The 17,669-nt window shown below is 53.8% G+C and carries 16 protein-coding genes; 5 read left to right on the forward strand and 11 right to left on the reverse strand.

Annotated features, from left to right (window positions below):
- Window position 1 precedes the first annotated feature (1 nt).
- From uvrC to AB9F29_RS05400, 4 genes are all read right to left on the reverse strand, one after another.
- Window positions 2-1,915: an excinuclease ABC subunit UvrC gene (gene uvrC / locus AB9F29_RS05385; protein ID WP_369754856.1), complete on the reverse strand. Its 1,914-nt coding sequence runs from the start codon at window positions 1,913-1,915 to the stop codon at window positions 2-4.
- A 280-nt stretch (window positions 1,916-2,195) separates the two neighbouring features.
- The gene (locus AB9F29_RS05390; RefSeq protein ID WP_369754857.1) at window positions 2,196-2,963 is read right to left on the reverse strand and encodes an SDR family oxidoreductase; all 768 of its coding nucleotides are present in this window, start codon (window positions 2,961-2,963) and stop codon (window positions 2,196-2,198) included.
- 10 nt (window positions 2,964-2,973) lie between these two features.
- Window positions 2,974-3,930, reverse strand: a complete 957-nt coding sequence (locus AB9F29_RS05395; protein WP_039001764.1) for a calcium/sodium antiporter — start codon at window positions 3,928-3,930, stop codon at window positions 2,974-2,976.
- A gap of 170 nt (window positions 3,931-4,100) precedes the next feature.
- Complete coding sequence (locus AB9F29_RS05400; protein ID WP_369754858.1) at window positions 4,101-4,895, reverse strand: S49 family peptidase; 795 nt, start codon at window positions 4,893-4,895, stop codon at window positions 4,101-4,103.
- 201 nt (window positions 4,896-5,096) lie between these two features.
- Here AB9F29_RS05400 and AB9F29_RS05405 point away from each other — a divergent pair, with 201 nt between their 5' ends.
- The 3 genes from AB9F29_RS05405 to egtD all read left to right on the forward strand — a co-directional run bounded on the left by AB9F29_RS05405 (window position 5,097) and on the right by egtD (window position 8,442).
- Entirely contained in the window at window positions 5,097-6,098 is a 1,002-nt protein-coding gene (locus tag AB9F29_RS05405; RefSeq protein WP_369754859.1) for a hypothetical protein, read from the forward strand.
- A 146-nt stretch (window positions 6,099-6,244) separates the two neighbouring features.
- On the forward strand, window positions 6,245-7,504 hold the full coding sequence (egtB, locus tag AB9F29_RS05410; protein ID WP_369754860.1) for an ergothioneine biosynthesis protein EgtB: 1,260 nt from the start codon (window positions 6,245-6,247) through the stop codon (window positions 7,502-7,504).
- On the forward strand, window positions 7,504-8,442 hold the full coding sequence (gene egtD / locus AB9F29_RS05415) for an L-histidine N(alpha)-methyltransferase (RefSeq protein WP_369754861.1): 939 nt from the start codon (window positions 7,504-7,506) through the stop codon (window positions 8,440-8,442). Before egtB ends, egtD begins: the two co-directional genes overlap by 1 nt.
- Here egtD and AB9F29_RS05420 read toward each other — a convergent pair.
- From AB9F29_RS05420 to AB9F29_RS05430, 3 genes are all read right to left on the reverse strand, one after another.
- On the reverse strand, window positions 8,439-9,416 hold the full coding sequence (locus AB9F29_RS05420) for a DMT family transporter (RefSeq protein ID WP_369754924.1): 978 nt from the start codon (window positions 9,414-9,416) through the stop codon (window positions 8,439-8,441). The two genes, egtD and AB9F29_RS05420, sit on opposite strands and share 4 nt — an antisense overlap.
- Window positions 9,417-9,575: 159 nt before the next feature.
- Window positions 9,576-10,682 (reverse strand): 3-isopropylmalate dehydrogenase, encoded by a 1,107-nt coding sequence (gene leuB / locus AB9F29_RS05425; protein WP_369754862.1) that lies wholly within the window; start codon window positions 10,680-10,682, stop codon window positions 9,576-9,578.
- 58 nt (window positions 10,683-10,740) lie between these two features.
- Complete coding sequence (locus AB9F29_RS05430; protein ID WP_335583842.1) at window positions 10,741-11,643, reverse strand: LysR family transcriptional regulator; 903 nt, start codon at window positions 11,641-11,643, stop codon at window positions 10,741-10,743.
- 89 nt (window positions 11,644-11,732) lie between these two features.
- Here AB9F29_RS05430 and AB9F29_RS05435 point away from each other — a divergent pair, with 89 nt between their 5' ends.
- Window positions 11,733-12,629, forward strand: coding sequence for an epimerase (locus AB9F29_RS05435; RefSeq protein ID WP_369754863.1), 897 nt, complete (start codon window positions 11,733-11,735; stop codon window positions 12,627-12,629).
- On the opposite strand, the gene AB9F29_RS05440 is transcribed toward AB9F29_RS05435, so the two are convergent.
- The 4 genes from AB9F29_RS05440 to leuC form a co-directional block, all read right to left on the reverse strand.
- Window positions 12,616-13,668 (reverse strand): endonuclease/exonuclease/phosphatase family protein, encoded by a 1,053-nt coding sequence (locus tag AB9F29_RS05440; protein WP_369754864.1) that lies wholly within the window; start codon window positions 13,666-13,668, stop codon window positions 12,616-12,618. The genes AB9F29_RS05435 and AB9F29_RS05440 overlap by 14 nt on opposite strands.
- 26 nt (window positions 13,669-13,694) lie before the next feature.
- A complete protein-coding gene (locus AB9F29_RS05445; protein ID WP_335583845.1) occupies window positions 13,695-14,528 on the reverse strand; it encodes a hypothetical protein in 834 nt (277 codons plus the stop codon).
- Between the two features lie 268 nt (window positions 14,529-14,796).
- Window positions 14,797-15,402, reverse strand: coding sequence for a 3-isopropylmalate dehydratase small subunit (gene leuD, locus AB9F29_RS05450; RefSeq protein WP_335583846.1), 606 nt, complete (start codon window positions 15,400-15,402; stop codon window positions 14,797-14,799).
- 14 nt (window positions 15,403-15,416) lie between these two features.
- Window positions 15,417-16,820, reverse strand: a complete 1,404-nt coding sequence (leuC, locus tag AB9F29_RS05455; protein ID WP_369754865.1) for a 3-isopropylmalate dehydratase large subunit — start codon at window positions 16,818-16,820, stop codon at window positions 15,417-15,419.
- A 390-nt stretch (window positions 16,821-17,210) separates the two neighbouring features.
- On the opposite strand from leuC, the gene rsfS reads away from it, so the two are divergent.
- A complete protein-coding gene (gene rsfS / locus AB9F29_RS05460; protein WP_369754866.1) occupies window positions 17,211-17,663 on the forward strand; it encodes a ribosome silencing factor in 453 nt (150 codons plus the stop codon).
- Window positions 17,664-17,669: the final 6 nt, after the last annotated feature.

The following is a 17,669-nucleotide window of genomic DNA, read 5'->3' on the forward strand; positions in this document are numbered from 1 at the left end:
GTTACCCTTTTTCGTGGAAAAAATCATAGAGGGTTTCGGCCATTGCGCCCGAAATTCCTTCTACTGCCTTTAAATCGGACAAACCAGCCCGTGACACGGCCTTTGCGCTGCCGAAATGCGCCAAAAGCGCACGTTTCCTCGCCGCGCCCACGCCTGGAACATCATCAAGAGGCGTCGCACTAAAGGCTTTGGAGCGTTTGGCGCGGTGGGTTCCAATTGCAAAACGGTGAACTTCGTCACGCATGCGCTGAATAAAATACAAAACGGGGTCGTTGTGGCGCAGCGCCATTGGCCGTTTGCCCGTGCGGTAGAATTCTTCTTTGCCGTGGTCGCGATCAACCCCCTTGGCCACGCCCACCATCGGAATATCCCCGACGCCATATTCGGTCATGATTTCGCGGACTGCACTAACCTGCCCCGCGCCGCCATCAATCAACAAAAGGTCGGGCCACGTTCCGCTCGTGCGCTCTGGGTCTTCCTTCAGCAAGCGTTTAAAGCGGCGCGAGAGCACCTCTTTCATCATGCCAAAGTCATCGCCCGGCGTGATCTCCGTATCTTTGATATTAAATTTCCGGTACTGGCTTTTGATAAATCCTTCTGGCCCCGAAACGATCATTCCGCCCACGGCGTTGGTGCCCGAAATATGCGAGTTGTCGTAAACTTCGATGCGTTTGGGCGTTGCAGGTAAATCAAAGGCTTCGGCCACCCCCGCCAGCAATTTGCTCTGCGCCGCCGTCTCGGACATCTTGCGCGCGAGGCTTTCACGGGCGTTGCGACTGGCGTTCACTACAAGTTCGTATTTTTCGCCGCGTTGCGGGATAAGCACCTCGACCCGACGCTCGGCTCTTTGGCTCAAAGCTTCCGTCATCAAGTCTTTGTCTTCTATATCATGCGACAGGATCACCTGCTTGGGCGGCTGCTTGTTGTCGTAAAACTGGCCCAAAAACGCCTGCAGCGCCTCGGCGGGGGAAATATCCAATCCGACCCGTGGGTAGAAATCGCGGTTGCCCCAATTTTGGTTGGCCCGAATAAAAAACACCTGCACACAGGCCTGCCCGCCCTCCATATGGAGAGCGACAATATCCGCCTCCGCAACACCGCGCGGATTGATGCCTTGGTTCTGCTGCACTTGTGTTAGCGCCTTGATCCGGTCCCGCAACGCAGCCGCCCGTTCAAACTCAAGCGCTTCGCTCGCCGCCGCCATTTCTGCTGCCAGTGTGGTCTGAACATTGGTCGATTTGCCTTGCAAGAACCGCTCCGCATCACTGACCAATTGCGCATAATCCGACTTACTGACCAACCCCACACAGGGGGCCGAGCAGCGTTTAATTTGATATTGCAAGCAGGGTCGCGTTCGCCCTTCAAAGGTGGCATCCGTGCAATCACGCAGCAAGAAAACCTTCTGAAGTTGGTTGAGCGTCCGGTTTACGGAACTCGCGCTGGCAAAGGGTCCATAGTAGTTTCCTTTCGCCCCCTTTCGCCCGCGGTGCTTCTTAACCGGCGGAAAATCATGCTCTGCTGAGACAAAAATATTGGCAAAACTTTTATCGTCGCGCAACAACACGTTGTACTTAGGTTTGAGTTGTTTGATCAGGTTTTGCTCAAGCAACAACGCCTCGGTTTCGGTACGCGTCGTCAGGAACATCATCTCGGCGGTTTCCGAAATCATCCGCAAAATCCGCCCCGTGTGACCGTTAGGATTGGCGTAGTTGCTCACACGTTTGCGTAGGTTGCGCGCCTTGCCCACATAGAGCACCCGCGCCTCGCTATCGAGCATCCGATAGACCCCCGGCGAGCCATCCAGAGTATGCAGATACCCCTGCACGCGTGCATGCCCCACAAGAGGCTTAGCGACATCAGCAGCGTCACTAATTGCTGACACTGGGACAGCTTGGGGGGATGCTTCTTTTTTCATTGTGATTCCATTCTGCCCTGCAATCTATTCGCTATGGGAGCAAGAGAAAACATGTCCACGGTTTCTGTGGATAACTAGGTTGATAAGTTTCCGTGATCGCCATTTTTCCCTTTGTTTTGGGCATTATCTCCGCATTGCTTAATTTTTAGGCAAAATCTCAACACACTGATATCAAAAGAAACTTTTCTAAAAATCTAGCAAGCAACTGAAAACATTAAGGAATTTGTAACGTTTTTGTTAACTTTCCGCGACGGGTGCACAACTTGTCGCAGCCGCTTGGCTATTTGCTCTCTGGCTTTCCTTGAACATCTCTGGTTTGCCATGTCAGATGCTGTCCTCCATCCACGCAAAGGAGCTGACCTGTCACTGCTGGAGCGTCTAGGAAGTAGCCGAGCGCCGCTGTGATGTCCGCCGCATTCGCACCGCGCTCAAGCAAACTATTTCGCCTCTGTGCGTCGAAGTGCTCCTGTGTTTGACGTGCGCCCCTTAAGGTGGTTCCCGGCCCGATGGCATTCACCCGAATACGCGGCGCGAGCGCCTGAGCGGAGGTCTGGGTCAGGTTCCACAGTGCCTGTTTGGCCAACGAATACGTCATAAACTCCGGAGTCAGTTTGCGTACGCGTTGATCGACCATATTCACGATCATTGCCGGAAAATCGCCCTCCGGAACTTGCGCGGCAAAAGCCTGTGTCAGGATAAATGGAGCCCGCAAATTGGACGTCATATGGCGGTCCCAACTGTCGCGAGTGGCGGTTTTGATAGTATCATATTCGAATATTGATGCGTTATTGACGAGGCAACTTAGTGGCCCGCCAAGGGCAAGTGCTGCGCGCTCAACCAGGCCTTCACAGTGATACAAATCCAAAAGGTCGGCTTGAAGTGAAACCGCTTGTTGGCCAAGAGCTTGGACCATGCCAACAGTGTCCTGCGCACCCTCTTCGGACCCCGCGAAATGCACCGCCACATCAAATCCTCGCCCCGCAAGATAAACGGCCATCGACTGTCCAAGACGCGCGCCGGCACCCGTCACCAATGCACGTGGTTGCATAGATATCTCCCTAGTTGATCAGGACGACGCCCATATACACAAGGTAGGCGCTCGACAAAACGATGCCCCAGATTCGTGACAGGTTCCACCCCAACAAGACGAAAGGAAAGAGCACAAGGGACGCGGCCAACATGACCCATAAATCGAAAGTCAGAATTTCATGGGGAACAGGAATTGTTCCAATCAGCGAGCCAACCCCCATAATCGCAAGAATGTTAAACATATTGCTGCCAATCACGTTGCCTAAAGCGACGTCCGCCTGCCGACGCAGGGCCGCCATCACGGTCGTTGCAAGCTCCGGCAAGGAGGTTCCGATCGCGACGAGAGTTAGGCCAATGACCGTATCACTCACCCCAAATTGCTCTGCAATATTTACGGCGCCATCAATGAACAGATCCGCCCCGAGAGGCAGGCCGATCAACCCAATAACCAAGAAAAATGCGATGGATTTTCCCGTAATCTTAGGGTCCGCGCCCTCGACCTCTTCCAAATCCAAAGCGCAAGCATGGCTGTCCGACCGGTGGCGCATCGCATCGCGACCAGCGTCAATTAGGATTAAGACGAGCACACCGAGCATGATAAGCCCATGCGGCCAACTTAAGGGCCCAAAGAAGCACATGACTATGAAAAGGCCGGTTGCCCCCAGCATAAATATATAGCTTTTTCGGGTATTACATTCAGCAGTATGCATCGTGGTAATCAGGGCGGGAATTCCCAAAACGAGCAACACATTGGCGATATTTGAACCAATGATATTCCCCAAGGCCATGCCCGGAAATCCATTCCCGACGGCCTCAATGGTGATCAATAGTTCCGGTGCGGATGTTCCAAAGGCAACGATTGTTAGGCTGACAAGGAGGGGCGGAATCCCGAGGCGCAACGACAGGTTTACTGCTCCACGTACCAACAAATCGCCAGACAGCAAAAGGATGGTGAGCCCCAAACCCACCAAGAACCAATCGAGCATCGTTTATCCCTTATCCAATTGGCAACGACATGGCGACTTCCGAAGCCGAATACGTCCACAATTATTACATCTTGCCCGCGCAACCTGCTTATGACCGGGATATTTCAGGCGACCAAACATCGCCAAAACCAACATCCCAATCAAAAATAAGCTGACTATTTTAATCACAACTACAACCCAAACCGAGAAAACTCACTGCGTTCTTCGATTTGCCCGATCGTATCCCCAAGGATTTGCGCACCGAGGCGGCGCAGAAACGGTTTTTTCTGACCGTAGGGTATGAAGATAACTTTCTCGCCATATTGCTCGCGCATTTTGGGCATCATGTGCCCGATTCCGTCGATCAACCCCAGTTCAAGTGCCTGTTTCCCGATCCAATATTCGCCCGTAAACAAATCTTGATCCGCAAGCTTATCACCGCGCCGCGACGTGATCTGTTCTTTGAACACATCGTGCATTTGATCCAGCACCACCTTCAGGCGCTTCACGTCTGCAGGCTTTTCCGGAAGGAAAGGATCATTTGTCGATTTCGATTTTCCCGCCGTATAAACCCGCCGTTCAATCCCGTGTTTTTCGATCAGGCCCGACAGGCCAAAACTCGAAGAGATCACGCCAATGGACCCCACAATAGACGCCGCATCTGCCCAGATTTCATCGGCAGCGGATGCCAGCCAATAGCCACCAGAAGCCGCAACATCTTCGACAAACGCGTAAACTGGAATTTTCATCTCGGCCGCAAGGCTGCGAATACGCTGGCCGATCAACGCGCTCTGCACGGGCGATCCGCCCGGCGAGTTAATCAAAAGCGCAACCGCCACTGGTTTTCCACGCCGAAAAGCGCGCTCCAAAACAGGCGCGATAGACGCTTCGTTGAGCGCGCCGCGGCCGGACGCTGAAATCACACCTTGAAGGCGCACGACTGCGACCTTTGGCTCGGATTTGAGAAAGGGAATAAATCTTTTCATTAAATGGATGTAGGCGTCCCCCACGACCGGAACAAGGGGACCCGTGAAATCTGGGGTAACTGTTGCGCAGTTACCCCGCGACAATCCTAACACAGGTGCGCACTTTCCCAGCTTCTTTTGCTCCGTTCATTTATCCGAACACATTTTCACGATACAACAAAGAAATCCGTCGCGCGAAAAGCATTACCAAAAAGGCAAATCATGGCGAAATTACCGGAAATCGCGAGTCTTTGGATTGGCGGACAGCTCTCATGGCTTGAACAATTGTGTTTGGTGAGCTTTGCCCATGCAGGCCACAAAGTGACGCTCTATAGCTACAGCCTGATCCCGAATTGCCCCGCAGAAGTGGAGCAGCTCCCCGCCGATCCAATTTTTGCCGCCGAGCCGATGTTGCGGCACGCACGCACCGGAAGCCCCGCGATTCATGCGGATTTGTTTCGGCTGAACATGCTGCAACACACGGGGAAAATCTGGGTCGATGCCGATATGTATTGCTATCAGCCTTTCGATTTCCAAAACCCCCATGTTTTTGGGTGGGAAAAGCCCGGCCTCGTGTGCAATGCCGTTCTGGGTCTGCCAAAAGATAGCGAAGCTTTGGGGAATATGCTCGAGTTTTTCAAAGATGAGTACGCTATCGCTCCTTGGCTCAAACCATGGCAACAGCGCGAATTGGAAGCAGAGCGCGACGCGGGCAACCCTGTACATATGACAGCGCAAAATTGGGGGTTCACTGGCCCCGAAGCCGTGACGCATTTCCTGAAAGAGAGCGGTGAAATCAAATTTGCGCAGCCCGAAGCGGCCTTCTATCCAATTTCATTCCGTCACCGAAACCACATGATCAAAAAACGCTTCGACGTTGCGGGGCAATTGGGAAGTGACACCTATGGGGTGCATTTTTGGGCCCGTCGTATGAAGCCACGTCTAGAAGAAAAAGAGGGCGGCTCGCCAGACGCGGGAAGCTTTATGGCCGACGCCGTTATGCGCCATGGGATTGTTTGCGACGATGCGCCCATACCGCGCAAAATCGTAAAACAAGACCCCCGCGCCAAAGACGCCAAATTCCTAGCGGACCTCGCCTTGGAAGGGCTGGGCACGGACGCGTCGCCGGAGGCCATTGCACGCAAGCATAACGTGGAGCCAAAATTGGTCCGTGAAGCGATTGCGACTTTACAGTCAGGCGCCGCCAGCCTGTTTAAACGCTAAAACAGCACCAATTCTGGCGCCGAAGTGTATTGTGGATCAAATATGAACCACAGCGGCACATATCTTGACCTACCGATCAATTGGGCATCTCCTTATCTTAGAGGTAGGCCGTCAAATTTGCCCGCTCGATTATTTTAAGGTGTTCCATGACCGTTTCTATGCACCCACAATCCGCACCCGATTATGCCACACTCTTTACCGAAACACGGGCGCGCACCCATGCTATTGTGGCGCCACTGACCCCTGAGGATATGGCGCTTCAATCGATGGAAGATGCCAGCCCTGCGAAGTGGCATCTTGCTCATACCACATGGTTTTTTGAGGAATTCATTCTCAAACCACATGCGCCAAATTACCGCTCGCCCGACGATCGTTTCGCCTTCCTTTTTAACTCCTATTACGTGCAAGCAGGTCCGCGTCATGCGCGCGACAAACGGGGGCTGATTTCACGGCCCGGAGTTGAGGATGTTCTGGCCTATCGCGCCCACGTTGATTCGCAACTTCAAGCCCTTTTGCAATCCGGAACGGGCGACACAGAAACAATCCACTGCATCACAGAGCTTGGTTGTCACCACGAAATGCAGCATCAAGAACTGCTCGTGACCGACCTTTTGCACGCGTTTTCCTACAACCCCTTGATGCCCGTTTATCGCGCACCTGAACCGCTTGAAACAACGCAAGAGATTGCGCATCGGTTTACCTCCCATGCAGGCGGCTTGGTTGAGATCGGCCACAACGGAAACGGCTTTGCCTATGATTGCGAAGGGCCGCGCCACAAAACCTATGTCGCCCCGTACCAGCTGGGAAACCGCGCCATCACCAACCGCGACTGGATCGCATTTATGCAAGACGGCGGCTATGACGACGCCACACTTTGGCTGATGGAAGGGTGGGCCGTTAAGCAACGCGAAGGTTGGGACAGCCCTCTTTATTGGTGGCTTCAGGACGGCGTATATTGGAGCTATTCCCTGCGCGGCGCGCAACCCGTTAACCTTGATGCGCCCGTCGTGCATGTGTCCTATTATGAGGCCGACGCCTTTGCCCGTTGGGCCGGTGCCCGCCTCGCAACCGAAGCCGAATGGGAGCTTGCGGCGCGAGACACGCCTCTAAAGGGCAACTTTCTAGACAGTAAAAACTTCCGCCCAACTGCGGCGACAGAATCCCTTTGGGGAAATGTGTGGGAATGGACCCAAAGCCCATTCACCCCCTACCCCGGCTTCAAACCACCCGAAGGCGCTCTTGGAGAGTACAACGGCAAGTTCATGATCAACCAAATGGTGCTGCGCGGCGGTTCCTGTGCCACCGCAATCGCCCAAATGCGCCCAAGTTACCGCACGTTTTTCTATCCGCACCAACGCTGGCAAATGCTAGGCTTGCGACTGGCCAAAGATCAAGGGAACGTATGATGGACTTGCCAACAATTCAAAATGCCGCGCTCCTTAAAAGCGCGCTTGAGGGGCTGAACAGCACGCCAAAAACCCTCGAAAGCAAATGGTTTTATGACAACGCTGGCAGTCATTTGTTTGAAGAAATCACCGAGTTGGAAGAGTATTATCCAACTCGCACAGAGCTGGCGATTTTGACCGATAATGCCGCGCTCTTGGAAACATATGTCCCCACAGCAAGCGTTCTTGTGGAACTTGGCAGCGGGGCAAGCCGCAAAACTAGGGTGTTGCTCGACAAGTTCACACAGCTTGCGGCCTATCTACCGACCGACATTTCGGGGCCATTTCTAACCCAAGTCGCACAGCAGATGCGCCATGACTATCCACGCCTGATCATCGACCCGATTGTGGCTGATTTCACCAGTCCAATCCCCCTTTCCGCAAAATATGCCGATACAGTCAAAACTGCGTTTTTCCCGGGTTCAACCCTCGGCAACCTGTCGCGAGACGACGCCATCTCCCTGCTGAGCCGAATCCGCAAATGGCATAATGTCACGGGCTTTATCTTGGGCGTCGATTTGGTAAAGGACACGCAGATTTTGCTTGATGCCTATAATGATGCGCAAGGAATCACTGCCGACTTTAACCTCAACCTCCTGCATCGCATGAACCGTGAAATCGGCGCGGTGTTTGACGTTGATAAGTTCGAACATGAGGCCAGATGGAACGACGAGGCATCGCGGATCGAAATGTATTTGGCAAGCACGTCGGAACAGATTGTGCCTATAGGCCCAGAGGAAATTAGATTTTCCAAAGGGGAAACCATTCACACCGAGAACAGCCGCAAATACACACGAGAAAGCCTCTCCGAAATGGCCGCGCTTTCTGGGTGGGGCGTGTCGGAGTTCCTAACAGACGCAGACGATCTTTTTGCTGTTGCGGTTTTGACGCCCGCCTAAGATTGGGCATCCTCATCACGCGCTCGCGCATTATCTTCGCGGCGGATCACCGTTCCCACGCGAAGGCCACCAGGAGAACCAACGCGGCTACGGGTGCGCAAAACGGGTGTGTTTTGAGAGGTGTGCGCCGAGGATTCGCGCATGAGAATATAAAGACCACTAGCAATAATCACGCCTGCGCCAACCACTGTCGCTGTATCGAGCCGCTCGTTGAACAAGAAATATCCGTAAATACTGGCCCAAATAATCTGGGAATATTGCATCGGCGCCACGACCACAGCTTCACCGCTGCGGTACGCAAAGATTTGAAACATCATGGCGATATAAGCGAGTAAAGCAATCGCCCCCACAGCCGCAAAATCGAGCGGTGCCATAGGAACATAATAGAACGGCATCAAGCAGCCCATCACCAAGAAATTCCCCATCATGGGATAGAGCAAAAGCACAACGCTGCGTTCTTCTTGGCCGATTTTACGCACGATGATCGAGCTTAAGGACCCACCGATAGCGCCCATCAAGGCGGCGAGATGCCCAAGCCCAAGGTCGGCATCTCCGGGACGCAAAACGATCAAAACACCGATCAAACCCACGATAACCGCCATCCAGCGCCGCAAGCGAACACGCTCGCCCAAAATGGGAATCGCCAACACTGTAATCATCAGGGGCGTTGCGAAAAGGATTGCATAAACCTGTGTGAGCGGCAAATGCGCAAACGCATAAAACGCACTCGCACCCGTTACGACAGCTGAAAGAGTCCGCACAAGCATCCACCAAGGATGCACTGGGCGCAGCGTGCCATGCGTCGCATCACGCATCAGCATCACGGTCACAAACGGGAACCCTAAAAGCACGCTAAAAAACACGATTTGGAAGGCCGAATATGTACCTCCAAGCGACTTGACGATCACGTCATGCGTCGCAAAAACGCCGAAAGCAACAAGAGCAAATAACGCGCCCTTGGCGTTTGGGGATATTTTCAACATTGGGTATCTCAGCAATTTTGGGAGTATGACGTCGGCGAATACTTCTTAGCGCATACCTGAAGGGAAAAACGCCTTCGCCGCAAGGGCGCCGCCCCCTAGAAACGAAAAAAGGGGACACAAAGCCCCCAATTTCCAGAATTTTCGACCAGCTTAGAGGCTTGCGTCGAGAGCGGCGATGATTGCGTCGCCCATTTCGCCTGTGCTGATCGGGGTTCCACCTTCTGGACCCAAGAGGTCTGCGGTGCGTGCGCCATTGGCCAAGACGGTTGCAATAGCCGCCTCCAAACGCGCCGCTTCTTCGCCCGCCTCAAAGGAATACCGCAACGCCATTGCGAAGCTGAGGATACAAGCGATGGGGTTGGCTTTACCTTGGCCCGCAATGTCGGGTGCGGAGCCGTGAACGGGTTCATACATCGCTTTAGGGCGACCATTTTCCATCGGCGCGCCAAGGCTTGCCGAGGGCAACATACCCAAGGAGCCAGTCAGCATCGCGGCAGCATCCGAAAGGATATCGCCAAACAGGTTGTCCGTTACGATAACGTCAAATTGCTTAGGGGCGCGCACCAGTTGCATGGCGCCGTTGTCGGCATACATGTGGCTCAATTCAACATCGGGATATTCCGCGGCGTGGATCTCGGTGACGACATCGCGCCACAAAATGCCGCTCTCCATAACGTTGGCTTTTTCCATCGAACACAAACGGTTGCTCCGAAGGCGTGCTAATTCAAACGCACTGCGCGCAACGCGGGCGATTTCGCTTTCGGTGTAACGTTGCGTGTTGATGCCAACCCGCTCGTTGCCTTCTTTGAAAATGCCACGTGGCTCACCGAAATAAATACCGGAGGTCAATTCGCGCACGATCATAATGTCGAGGCCGGCAACTACTTCTTTCTTCAAGCTTGAGAAATCGGCCAGCGCATCAAAACACTGCGCAGGGCGCAAGTTCGAGAACAAATCCATTTCCTTGCGCAGACGCAAAAGGCCGCGCTCTGGCTTCACCGAGAAATCCAACACGTCGTATTTCGGGCCACCAACGGCGCCGAGCAACACGGCGTCAACCTCCATGGCGCGCGCCATTGTGTCGTCGTGCAACGGTGTGCCGTGTTTGTCATAGGCCGCGCCGCCGACGAGGTCTTCGGACACATCAAACGCCATGTCACGCTTCTCGCCATACCAAGCGATGACTTTGCGGACTTCGTCCATGACTTCGGGGCCAATGCCGTCACCAGGAAGGATCAAAATGGATGGGTTACTCATGAGAATTCCTCGACTATTTGCTAAGTTGCCTTGGCAATATCGCGCGCGCTCCGAAAATTCAAGCACCCGCGACGCGACTTAGCTCCTCGGCCAAATAATCATAGACCCGACGAATGCGCGGCGTGTTGCGCAAGGCCTCAGGGGCGGTCAACCAAATGGGCAGCGCGTCAGTGACGGTGTCTGGCAAAATCTCGACAACTTCCGACGTCTTGTTCGCAATAGTTTTAAGCGCGATGCCAATCCCACAACCCGCGCGGACCAACTCCCAATATGCCGTTTGGTTGTCACATCGCGTCGCAAAAAAACGGCGGTCCACATGCCACCCCAAAGCGCGCATCCCTTTTATAATAAGTTCACTGCGATCATACCCGACCCAATCGTGATGATTAAGATCAAGGTGTGTGATCGGCATTCCCTTGCGCTCAATATAGGATTTCGCCGCATATATTCCCAAATCCATATCGCCAATATGGCGCGTTATCGTGTCCAACTGCTCGGGGCGGAACATGCGCACGGCGATATCCGCTTCGTGGAAAAGCAGGTTGTCCGTCGTGTCGCTTGCGTTCAATTCCACTTCGATGTCCGGCTCAAATGCGCGCAAACGTGCCAAAATTGGAGGAAGAATATGATGGGAGAACATCACCGACGCTGTGACACGAACAACCCCCGAGAGGCTTTGCGCCTGCCCGGCGGCCGCCAGCGAAAGCCGCGCGGCGGCGGCCTGCATATCCCGTGCGGCGGGCAATAATGCGTGGCCATATTCGGTAAGTTCATACCCCCGCGCCACGCGCGAAAAAAGCTGCACCTCCAAGGCGTTTTCGATCTGTGTGATATGTCGCCCAAGGGTTGGCTGGCTGTGCCCCAACCGTTTGGCAGCGCCCGTCAGTGACCCCGCCTCAGCTACAGCGATAAAGCTTTGAATGAGGGACCAGTCCAAGGACGCGAGAGAATTAACATTCATTTTTGAATACCACACATTCAAATTTTGCGAATACAACCCACAATAACGAATAGGTAAGCTCGTTTCAACACTTCAGAAAGGATTTACAAATGACCCAGACAGTTCTCATTCTCGGCGCGAGCGGAAAAATAGGTCTCCACGCGGCCAAGGCCTTTGCAAAGGCGGGATGGACCGTGCGCAAATTCAACCGCTCCACCGATGACCTCATGCAATCGGCGATGGGGGCCGATGTGATCGTCAACGGCTTCAATCCCGCCGGATACAAGGGATGGGCGACGCTTGTTCCCAAATATACCGCCGAAATTATCGCGGCGGCAAAAGCCAGCGGCGCCACCGTTATCATTCCAGGAAACGTTTATAATTTCGGCGCAACCGCCGGAATGTGGGGGCCAACCACACCGCAAGCTGCAACCACGCGCAAAGGCCGCCTTCGGATCGAAATGGAAGAGAGTTATCGTCAAGCCGCCAAAGACGGCCTGCGCACAATCATTCTGCGCGGCGGCGATTTCCTCGACCCCAATCGCGACGGAACATTGATGAGCCTCGTGATCCTTGGCAAAATCGACAAGGGCGTTGTCACAACGATGGGGCCAACAGACGTCGAACATGCCTATTGCTATCTTCCCGACTGGGCGCGGGTGGCGGTTGCTTTGGCGGAGACGCGAGCCACTCTGAATGCCTTTGAAGACATCCCTCTCCCCGGTGAAAGTTTCACGATTCAGGAACTTTGTGAGGAGATCACGGCGGCGACGGGACAGAAAATCAAGATTACGAATTTTCCGTGGTGGCTGATGCGGCTCGCGAGCCCTGTATGGACCTTAGCTTATGAGTTGCTTGAAATGCGGTATTTGAGCGAGATTCCACACCGCCTTTCGGGTGCACGCTTAGCGGAAATCCTGCCGGACTTTCACCCGACACCCCGCCAAGAGATCATGCTTTGCGAACTACCGTCTAACCTCAAGCGCGCCCAACTTATGGCAGCGTGATGTCCACCCAAACCAGTCGATGGCGGGTAATCCCCTCGCCCTCGGCCAAAAGGGCCGCTTCTGGGGTGCCTTCTTGGGGCCAGAAAACGCCGCTTCCGACAACGGTGATGTCCGAGGATGGCAAGACGTAATCAACCCGCAGGTTTCCGGGGCTGGAACCGTCGCCTGGCCAATCCGCCGTATCCAAAGCGGGATCGCCGAGGTGGCTTGGGTCAGAGGCCGCTTTCCCGCCAAGGCTTGAGGGGCGTGGGTCAAACACGCGGGGATGGTCCAAAAGAGTTTGCATTACGCCTTTGATGCCATCGCCATCTACGGGGTCAAGATTTGAGTTCCCAAGGATTACGAACGGGCCGCTGGGCGCGGGTCGGGCAAGAGCACCGTCAAGGTACGCGCCCCAAAATCGCGTTTCATCGGCGCTACGTTTGCCGTTCATATCTTCTGGGCCGTCGAAAACTGGCGGCGTGGCCGAATAGGCAAACAGATGAAGTACCCCATCTGGCGTGGTTATTGGAAGGTCCCAATGCCCCGTCGTCGAAAGGCGCTGGCTGTCTTGTGCAGTCTGACTTGGAAACGGAGCGCCGTCGATCTGTGGCAAATCCGCCTGTGGGAAATCCTTCCAGAGTAAATCCGAGAAGTCGCGAAACCCTGCATCCTCGATCGGATAGCGCGAAAGGACTGCCATGCCATTGGCCCCCGCATAGCGCCCATACCCCTGCGCGTCGCGCGCGCTTCCCAAACGGCCATCGCCATTCAGGTCCAAACCCGAGGCCATGCCAGAATTGGGAAGGGCGGCGAAAACATGGGGATAGTCGGCACCCCCGCCTGCCAACGCATCGGCAAACGCGCGGACCGTTATATTTGAAAGATCGTAATCTATGCCCGTTAGCAGAAGGATATCGGGGTTCACATGGGCAATCACACCCAGAGCGGCATTCGCGTCATCGGAGGACTCACGCAGAATATCGCGCAACAGAATTCCCGGCCCTTTGCGGAAAAAATCAACGTCGTATGTCGCCACTCGCAAGGGTGTTTGCCCCATTGCTGGCCCCGCCATCAGCAGGGCAATTAGGCAGCGACCAAGCCATCCTGTTGGGTAAAGGAGGATTGGCGTTTTGCTTGAATCAACGATGCAATCCGCGCCATGGCGATGCCGCGCATAAACAGAGACGCAGGTAAGAAAGCCCATGCGGAAATCGTCCAGACCAAAGTTTGTGGCGAATCCAGCGAGAACGCTTGAAAGACAGTCGAAGTCGTCTGCATCGCCGCGGGAATAATAAACGGTAGAAGAAAGCCTAGCACAGAATTAAACCGCGCGTCCCGCGTAAGGCGATCGACAACATCGCGACCCGCTGTGGGATCAAAGGTCGGCAAATTGACCCAAACATTAAAGTTTTGACCGCGAGCGGGCCAGCGCCCCATCCGCAGACCAATCATAAAGACAGCAAGGGACACGAGAGAGATCAAATAACAAAGACCGGCTGCTGTGCGCACAAACTCTATGTCGCTCGAACTTGCGTCCGCTGGCAGCGCCAAAACAAACAAGCGCACAGGGCTGTAGGGGAAATCCATAGCTTGGCCGACAACAGTTCCGACGGCATGCGTGAAACGTTGCAAAGTTGCGGCATCCGCGCCGTCATCAACAATCAACGACAGCAAAACAACCATCAGCAACAAGCTGATATAGCGAATCCGATTAAACGGGGGCGCGTCGCGAAATTCCATCAGGCTTGGGTAGTCGGAAGCATATTCAATTGTGGTGAGCAGGCCTGCAAAAATCGCGAGAAGCGCCACAACTTGGCTCGTATCTGAATGATTGCCGGGCACGATTATGGAGGGCGCTGCAATTAAGAGAGCCACCAAAATACCGCGCACGATCGCGCCAATTAGCTGTGATAACACTGCCCAATTACCCTTTGGTTGGCCGAAAACGATCCGTAGCCGATCTCTTATTCCAACGATTTTCCGCACATTGTGGCGGTCTGCCTCATTCTTGCCCAATTTTTGCCTTCTTTCGCCACGTTCTGCAACACTCTGTTAACTATGACTAAATGTTTAAGGCAATTTCATGGTGAAACTGGTGCGAGATTGCATCATTAACCACGAAGGGGGTCGCAGATATACTGCGACCCCCTAGATGTGGTGGAACCGGCAATTTTACCGCCTAGTGTTATACCCAAGGGCGAGAGATCGCCGCGGCAGATTCGAAAGAATCAATCGCCGCTTCTTTGGCCAAAGTTAGGCTGATGTCATCCAGACCTTCGAGCAAACATTGCTTTTTGAAGGCATCAACATCGAAGGGAACAACCGTTCCATCTGACATCGTGATCTCTTGCGCTTCAAGGTCTACAGTCATGCGTGCGTTCGCGCCATTACCGGCATCCTGCATCAACATGTCGACTTGCTCCTTGGGGAGGATTATCGGCAAAATTCCGTTTTTGAAGCAATTGCTGAAGAAAATATCCGCAAGGCTTGTGGAAATAACACACCGAATTCCGAAGTCTTTGATCGCCCAAGGTGCGTGCTCCCGCGACGAGCCACACCCAAAGTTGTCGCCCGCAATAAGGATTTCCGCGTCCCGATAGGCGGGATTGTTCAGCACAAAATCCGCCTTTTCAGAGCCGTCGTTATTATAGCGCATTTCGGCGAACAAATTGACGCCAAGCCCCGTGCGATTGATCGTTTTCAGGAATACTTTTGGGATGATCATATCAGTGTCGATATTGATCAACGGCATTGGCGCCGCGATTCCGGTCAGTTTTTCGAACTTTTCCATTTAGGGTATTCCTCTTAAATAAGGTCGCGGATGTCGGTCAATTTACCAGTCAAAGCAGCGGCTGCTGCCATAGCTGGAGACACGAGATGGGTACGCCCACCACGGCCCTGACGACCTTCGAAATTGCGGTTGGATGTTGCCGCACAGCGTTCACCATCCGAAAGCTGATCTGGATTCATTGCCAAACACATGGAACACCCAGCCAAACGCCATTCAAAACCGGCGTCCGTGAAGATAGCAGCAAGGCCCTCTTCTTCGGCTTGCGCCCGCACGAGGCCGGAACCCGGAACGATCATCGCCCGCATACCTTCTTTAATTTTCTTGCCCTTCACGACGCCAGCAACTGCGCGCAAATCTTCGATCCGGCCATTGGTACAGGAGCCAATGAACACTGTGTCGATTTCAATGTCGGTCAGTTTCATACCAGGCGTGAGGCCCATGTATTCCAGTGAGCGCGCAACGGCGTCAACTTTGCCACCGGTAAAATCCGACGGGAACGGCACGGTGGCCGTAATCGGCAACACGTCTTCGGGCGAAGTGCCCCATGTTACAACAGGCTGAATGTCTTCGGCCTTAAGGGTGATGACTTTGTCAAAATGCGCGTCATCGTCAGAAAAGAGCGTTTTCCACCACGCCAGAGCCGCGTCAAATTCCGCGCCTTTGGGTGCATGTGGACGGCCTTTGACATAGTCAAACGTTGTTTGGTCGGGCGCAATCATACCTGCGCGCGCGCCGCCTTCGATGGCCATATTACAGACAGTCATACGGCCTTCCATAGAAAGGGCGCGGATGGCTTCGCCACAATATTCGATCACATAACCAGTACCGCCAGCGGTGCCCGTTACGCCGATCACGGCCATAGTGATGTCTTTGGCTGTCACACCGGGATTCAATTTCCCTGTGATTTCGACCTTCATGTTTTTGGATTTTTGCTGGATCAGCGTTTGGGTCGCCAAAACATGCTCAACTTCCGATGTCCCGATGCCATGCGCCAACGCGCCAAACGCGCCGTGGGTTGCTGTGTGGCTGTCGCCGCAAACAACAGTCATGCCCGGAAGGGTCCAACCCTGCTCTGGGCCAACGATGTGCACAATTCCTTGGCGCACGTCGGAAACTGGATAGTAGTGAATGCCAAAATCCTTGGCGTTCTTATCGAGAGCGTCAACTTGAATGCGGCTCTCTTCGTTTTCGATACCTTTGGCGCGATCCAGCGTGGTTGGTACGTTGTGATCAGGCACAGCGATGGTTTTATCCGGCGCGCGCACTTTGCGATTCGTTAGGCGCAAACCTTCAAAGGCCTGCGGGCTTGTCACTTCGTGGACAAGGTGGCGGTCAATATAAAGTAGGGTTGTGCCGTCTTCGTCAACTTGGGCGACATGGGCATCCCAGATTTTGTCATAAAGTGTTTTGGCGGACATGGTCCACTCCCGTTCGTTAGGTAAATTTGTGGCATTTGGGCTGCAAAGCGGACGCACCTGTGGCGCGCCAAACCTAGAGGTAGGCGTTGATCGAGAGCTGTTGTCCATAGAACCGCCAAGGCAGAAAACTATGGTCATCGATGTCAAATATACGCTTCATAACGTTGCCATACTCTCTTTGAATGAGTCTCGCAATACTTCCCCGCGCGAAAACCCAAGACGACAAGGGTTATAAATGCGGCCCCTAGCACCAAAATTCGCGCTTTCCCGCCCCGATTAAGCTTTGTGGTGTTGCTAATCCCGCGCCAAAGTCCTATGACCCCGCGTCTTATCATTGAGATTTAACATATGCGGTGTTATCTTTAGACGATACATGCATCGGAGGGTCCGGTGCGCATTACGGAGGACAGGAATCTGTCTCACTCTTCTGACACTGCCAACGGCGACAAACCCGTTAAGGCAAAGAAAAAAACAGCATCCGAAAGTGCCGCGAGTGAAGCCTTGCTCGCGCTCATTTTGTCGTCTTTAGAAGATGACAAAGCTGAAGACGTTGTAACAATCGACCTTGCTGGCAAGTCTGAAATGGCTGACCAAATGATCGTGTGCTCGGGTCGCTCCTCGCGCCAAGTCTCGGCAATTTCCGAGAAGCTCGCGGATCGTATCAAGCAAGAAACCGGCTACATTTCGAAGCTTGAAGGCAAAGGCCCCGGCGATTGGGTTTTGGTCGATGCGGGCGACGTGATTGTGCATGTATTCCGCCCTGAAGTGCGCGAATTCTATCAGCTTGAAAAAATGTGGCAGGCTGGCGTTCCAGGCTCAAGCGATCCAACCTCTTTAACATAGGTTTCA

This window comes from Falsihalocynthiibacter sp. S25ZX9 (assembly GCF_041205405.1).
Taxonomy (GTDB): domain Bacteria; phylum Pseudomonadota; class Alphaproteobacteria; order Rhodobacterales; family Rhodobacteraceae; genus Falsihalocynthiibacter; species Falsihalocynthiibacter arcticus.

Bases quoted from the DNA above. Each gene is read 5' to 3' on its own strand.
- AB9F29_RS05440 (WP_369754864.1), bottom strand. From the start codon at position 13,668: ATGGGGCAAACACCCTTGCGAGTGGCGACATACGACGTTGATTTTTTC.
- AB9F29_RS05430 (WP_335583842.1), bottom strand. From the start codon at position 11,643: ATGAATGTTAATTCTCTCGCGTCCTTGGACTGGTCCCTCATTCAAAGC.
- AB9F29_RS05390 (WP_369754857.1), bottom strand. From the start codon at position 2,963: ATGCAACCACGTGCATTGGTGACGGGTGCCGGCGCGCGTCTTGGACAG.
- leuC (WP_369754865.1), bottom strand. From the start codon at position 16,820: ATGTCCGCCAAAACACTTTATGACAAAATCTGGGATGCCCATGTCGCC.
- AB9F29_RS05395 (WP_039001764.1), bottom strand. From the start codon at position 3,930: ATGCTCGATTGGTTCTTGGTGGGTTTGGGGCTCACCATCCTTTTGCTG.
- uvrC (WP_369754856.1), bottom strand. From the start codon at position 1,915: ATGAAAAAAGAAGCATCCCCCCAAGCTGTCCCAGTGTCAGCAATTAGT.
- AB9F29_RS05405 (WP_369754859.1), top strand. From the start codon at position 5,097: ATGGCGAAATTACCGGAAATCGCGAGTCTTTGGATTGGCGGACAGCTC.
- AB9F29_RS05400 (WP_369754858.1), bottom strand. From the start codon at position 4,895: ATGAAAAGATTTATTCCCTTTCTCAAATCCGAGCCAAAGGTCGCAGTC.
- egtB (WP_369754860.1), top strand. From the start codon at position 6,245: ATGACCGTTTCTATGCACCCACAATCCGCACCCGATTATGCCACACTC.
- AB9F29_RS05435 (WP_369754863.1), top strand. From the start codon at position 11,733: ATGACCCAGACAGTTCTCATTCTCGGCGCGAGCGGAAAAATAGGTCTC.
- leuD (WP_335583846.1), bottom strand. From the start codon at position 15,402: ATGGAAAAGTTCGAAAAACTGACCGGAATCGCGGCGCCAATGCCGTTG.
- leuB (WP_369754862.1), bottom strand. From the start codon at position 10,682: ATGAGTAACCCATCCATTTTGATCCTTCCTGGTGACGGCATTGGCCCC.
- egtD (WP_369754861.1), top strand. From the start codon at position 7,504: ATGGACTTGCCAACAATTCAAAATGCCGCGCTCCTTAAAAGCGCGCTT.